This window comes from Janthinobacterium sp. UMAB-60 (assembly GCF_900095235.1).
Classification (GTDB): Bacteria; Pseudomonadota; Gammaproteobacteria; order Burkholderiales; family Burkholderiaceae_D; genus Janthinobacterium.
The window spans coordinates 247,395-252,741 of record NZ_LT607490.1 but is presented as its reverse complement, the minus strand read 5'-3'; the positions used below and the strand labels follow the sequence as shown (position 1 = coordinate 252,741).

Here is a 5,347-nt window from a genome sequence, read left to right as displayed (position 1 = left end):
CCGTACAAGCAGGGCAGTGTGGACGTGCGCGCGCAAACGCTGGGCGCGGGCGGCACCCTGGACAGCCAGTTCGCCTCGCTGAACACGCGCCTGACGGAAGGCGGCGTGACGGGCGGGCGCAGCTTCCAGCTGAAACAGGGCGATTTGACTATTGGCAATGAACTCAAGGCGGGCGAGGTGCAGGTATCGGTCGACAATGGCCGCCTCAACGTCACTGGCGTGATCGATGCCAGCGGCGAGCGCGTGGGCAGTATCCGCCTGGCCGGCAAGCATGGCGTCACCCTGGCCGGCAACGCCGTGCTCGATGCGCATGGCACGGTCTTGCGCGTCGACAGCTATGGCAAGATCATCGACAGCCCGAACCGGGCCACGGTGGAACTGAACGCGGGCGAAGGCATATTGGACCTGGCCGGCGGCGCGCAGATCGACCTGCGCCACGGCACGGCGGCCGTGGCCGGCAAGGGCAAGGGAGAACACGACGGCGCCGCGCGCGGCACGCTGGAACTGAGCGCGCCGCGCCTGGGCAGCGGCGGTTCCCGCACGGATCTTGATGCGGCCACCTTTGGCGACATCGGCGTCCGTGCCGGTGGCGGTTTGACCATCCGTGGAGCGAAATCGATCGCCGTCAACGCCATGCAGCGCTACGACGACGCGGCCTACGCCACGGACCTGTCGGCCAGCGGCCGCCCCTACCAGGTGATTAACCAGGCATATCTTGACAGTAAGCATGCGGACAGCACGGCCTTCATCGATGCGGCGCTGGCGAATACGAACTTGCGCAATATTAAACTGGCTGGCTTGAACACGGCCGCGTATGCCGAAGCGCTACACCTGCGTCCCGGCGTCGATATCGTCAGCAAGACGCCGGACGGCGACCTGGTGGTGCAGGGCGACCTGGACCTCTCAGGCATGCGCTACGCCAGCCTGAATCCGCGCTTTCAAGCAACAAATGTGCGCGGCTCGGGCGAGGTGGGCAGCCTGCTGCTGCGCGCCGGCGGCGATCTGAGCATTTACGGCAGCATCAACGACGGTTTCGCGCCGCCGCCCGCCACCAAGGACGACAGCGGCTGGGTACTGCTGCCGGGGCGTGACTTCAATGGCAGCGACGTCATCGTGCCGGGCCAGGGCGTGACCGTGGCCGATGGAACGCTGTTCCCGGGCGGGATCGCGCTCAATTACGATGTGCCCCTCAAGGCCTTCTATCTGGACGCAAATACGCGCCTGCCCGTGGCCATGACTCTGGACCAGGTTGTCACCTTGCCGGCCGGCACGGTGCTGGCGGCCGCCGTGCGCGACAGCGCCGGCAATATCGTCCATGCGGCCGGCACTCTGCTGGCCACGCAACAGACTTTTGCCGCCGGCATGCGCTTTGACGCCGGCAGCGTGCTGGCGCAAATGGTCAAGGTGCGGGCCATGACCTGGCCCAAGGGCGTGCCCTTGCCCGGCGTGGCGGGCGAACGCTCGGTGTTCGCGCTCAATGGCAACCTGGCGCTGGCCGTGGGTGCGCTGATCCCGTCCGGCACCGACGTCAAGCTGATGGCCGGCGTGGACGCCATCGAGCTGCGTCCGGACGTGGCGGGCAGCCAGGGCAAGCTGTGGGCCATCGCGCCCATGCTGGCCGAAGGCTCGCAGGCGTGGGGCATGCGCCTGGTGGCCGGCGCCGACCTCGATGCGGCCGACACGCGCAGCGTGCAGGCGCATCCCGTCCACGGCACGCTGCGCCTGGCCGACAGCCACTACGGCATGTATGGCATCCTCGTGCCACCGAAGGGCGTGCAGTACTGGAGCCAGGCGGCTGCGGATCTGGGCATCGAGGGCATCGTGGCCGGTGAAATCATCACCGACGAGTTCCTCAGCAACTTCGGTACCAATATCGTGGACTTTTGTGCTGGCGATCCGACCATGTGCGTGCTGAAGGTGGCCTATGTGTGGACCAGGGTCGGCGCGGAAGAGTTCGCCGACCCGAGCGTGAAGGCGGGCGACGTGGTCGACCTTGCCGGACTGGGCTGGCCTACCCTGTGCGAGGAAAATCCCAGCTGGTGCGGCACCTCCAGCCCCAGCTACAATTACAAGCCGTCGAGCCTGCGCTACAGCGTGCTGCGCACGGGCACGGGAGACCTGGACTTGGTCAGCGGCGGCGACTTGCGCATGGACAGCCTGTATGGCGTGTACACGGCCGGTATGTCGTCTACGCCGACCTCCGCAGGCGACCCGTTCAACTTGCCACGCTCGCGCAATGCCGACGGCACGGTGCTGGCCAACCCCGATGGCGCGCATGAACACCTGGTCAACGGCGGCGCCGACAGCATTTACCGCGCCTGGTATCCGGACCAGGGCGGCAATCTGCTGCTGAAGGTGGCCGGCGACTTGAGCGGCTCGCTGATCGACGCCGCTAGCGCCAGCAACCAGCGTCCCGTGAGCAAGGATGGCATGGCTGACTCGGTAGCAGTGGGCAACTGGCTGTGGCGCCAGGGCAGCGGTGGCGTCGCCACAGGCGGTGCAGCGCAGCCGGTGGCGTGGTGGATCAATTTCGGCAGCTACGTGGGCCGCGACACCCTGGCCGACACCGTGCTGGGCTTTACGGGCTTCGGCACCCTGGGTGGCGGCAATGTGCGCGCCGACGTGGCGGGCGATGCGGGCGTGCTGGCGCCGCTGACTGGCAATACGTATAACGCCAGCATCAATCCCCGTTCCCAGGGCTTGCTGCTGGCTGTCGGCGGCACGGGCCGCGTGCAGGCCGACGGCAGCCTGCTGCTGACGGGCGGCGGCGACCTGGACCTGCGCGTGGGCGGCGCCCTCAATCCCGCCGGCAAGGCTGGTGGCGGCCACATGAATGGCGCGCTGGTCGACTTGCGTGGTCATGCGGAAACGTTGGCCACGCAGCTGGGCAGCGTGGCGCTGCAATATGGTACGCAAGCCACCGATCACGTGCCGCTGGAAACGCGGGCCTTCGACGCCTTCCGCGCCACGCGCGCGTCGCCCCGGGGCGGCATGACGCTGGTGCCGGGCGATGCCACGTTCAGCGTGGCGACGCTGGGCGACCAGGTAGTGCAGGATGTGGCCGACCCCGGCCGCGTGACCCCGTTCAATGCCACGCCGTTCACCGGCGCGGCGGGCGAGCAGGGCTACGGCTACAGCTGGTTCAGCCTGTGGACGCCGCGCACGGCGCTCGACCTGTTCTCCGCCGGCGGCAACATGACGCCTGTGACGGCGCCGGTCGGCACGGCCACGGACCTGGCGATCGTCTATCCCTCCATCGTGCGGGCCGCGGCCGCGCATGGCAGTTTGTACTACGGCAAGGCGATTGGCAGCACGAATACCGTCCGCGAATATGACGCCCCCCTGCTGCTGGCACCGTCGGGCTATGCCCAGTTGCAATGGCTGGCCAGTGACTCCATCTATGCGGGCGGCTTTGCCATCAGCCAGTCCGGCGCTGCCGCCGACAGCATCGCGACGCCGTTCAAGCCTGGCTTCACGGGCTGGGATATCAAGCCTTACGTGAGCAGTCCCCTGGCTAGCAATGTCTCAAGCACGGGGACGCCGGCAACGAAATGGAACTTCCCGCTGTTTGCCTTCGGCCCCAATTCCTCGGCCGGCCCCGCCAACAGCGGCACGCAGGTGGCCCGTATCTATGCCGTCACGGGCGACCTGGTGGGAGTGAATAGCGGCCGCATCATCGAATTTTTTGACGCCAGGCATGCGGGCATCACCTGGTATGAGGGTGGCCAACCCGTGTGGATGAAGGCTGGACGCGATATCGTCGGTAGCGGCACGGCGCAGCTGGAAGCCATTGAGGGCAGCGCCAGCAACAGCGACATGAGCTTCAGGAATATCAGCAACCTGGTCGTGCATAACAATGCATATGACGTGTCGGTGGTGTCGGCCGGGCGCGATATCCTGAACAGCTCCTTCAACGTGGCCGGCCCCGGCACGCTCGACATCAGCGCCGGGCGTAATATATTGATGCAGGACAAGGGCAGCGTCGTCAGCCTCGGCCCCGTCGTGCAGGGCGACAAGCGTGCGGGCGCCGGCATCGCCATGCAGGCGGGCGTGGGCGCGGCCGGTCTCGATTACCTGCGCTTCGTCAAGCCTTACCTGGACCCGGCCAACGTGGCAAAGACGGGCGTGCCGCTGGCTGAGCAGGCCGGCAAGGTGGTGAAATCGTACGAAACCGAATTGGTGACCTGGCTAGTCGAGCGCTACGGCTTCAAGGGCACGCCCGCCGAAGCGCAAGCCTTCTATCTGGCCTTGCCCGAGCCGCAGCAGCGCGTGTTTGCCCGCGATGTGTATTTTGCGGAACTGAAGGCGGGCGGGCGCGAGTACAACGACTGGGACAGCGCGCGCTATGGCAGCTTTTTGCGCAGCCGCAATGCCATCGCGGCCCTCGCGCCGGCCACGGACGCCAGCGGCAAGACGGTTGCCTATGCGGGCGACATCGTCATGTACCGCGGCCTGTACGGGGTGCGCAATGAGAACGAGCAGCGCTGGTATTACTACCCCCGCAGCGGCTACGTGCACACCAACTTCGGCGGCGACATTCAACTGCTGACGCCGGGTGGCAAGCAGGTGTTCGGCATCGAAGGCGAAGCGCCGCCATCGACCTCGGGCGTCATGACCAAGGGCGGCGGGAATATCGATCTGTTCTCGCACGGCAGCATCTTGCTGGGCCAGAGCCGCGTCATGACGACGTTTGGCGGCGATATCCTGGGCTGGTCGTCGCAGGGCGACATCAACGCGGGCCGTGGTTCAAAGTCGACCATCGTCTACACGCCGCCCAAGCGCGTGTATGACAACTGGGGCAACGTGACCCTGTCGTCCGACGTGCCCAGCACGGGCGCCGGCATCGCCACGCTGGCGCCGATCGCCGAAGTGCCGGCCGGCGACGTGGATTTGCTGGCGCCGCTGGGCACCATCGACGCGGGCGAGGCGGGCATCCGCGTCTCGGGCAGCGTCAACCTGGCCGCGCTGACGGTGATGAACGCGGCGAACATCCAGGTCAAGGGCGAATCCAAGGGCATGCCGACGGTGGCGTCCGTCAATGTGGCCGCCATGACCAACGCCAGCGCGGCCGCCACGCAGGCGACGGCCGCCGCCCAGGACGTGGTGCAGCGCGAGCGCGCCGCCACCCGTTCGGCGCAGCCATCGGTGTTTACGGTGCGCGTGCTGGGTTTTGGCAGCGACGCGCCGCCCGACAGCGCGCAAGCCACCCCGGCAGACGGCGCACGCATCGAGGCGGCCGACTACAACCCGCGCAGCGCCGTGCGCGTGCTGGGCCTGGGCCCGCTGCCGGAATCGGCCACGCGCCAGTTGACGGCGCAAGAGCGCAGCAGGTTGTCGCCATGATGGC

The 5,347-nt window shown here is 67.4% G+C and carries 1 protein-coding gene; it reads left to right on the top strand.

What is annotated here, in order from left to right:
* A partial coding sequence (locus K0F86_RS27590; protein ID WP_257572185.1) for a filamentous haemagglutinin family protein occupies positions 1 to 5,343 on the top strand: 5,343 nt, incomplete at its 5' end.
* Between the last annotated feature and the right edge of the window lie 4 nt (positions 5,344 to 5,347).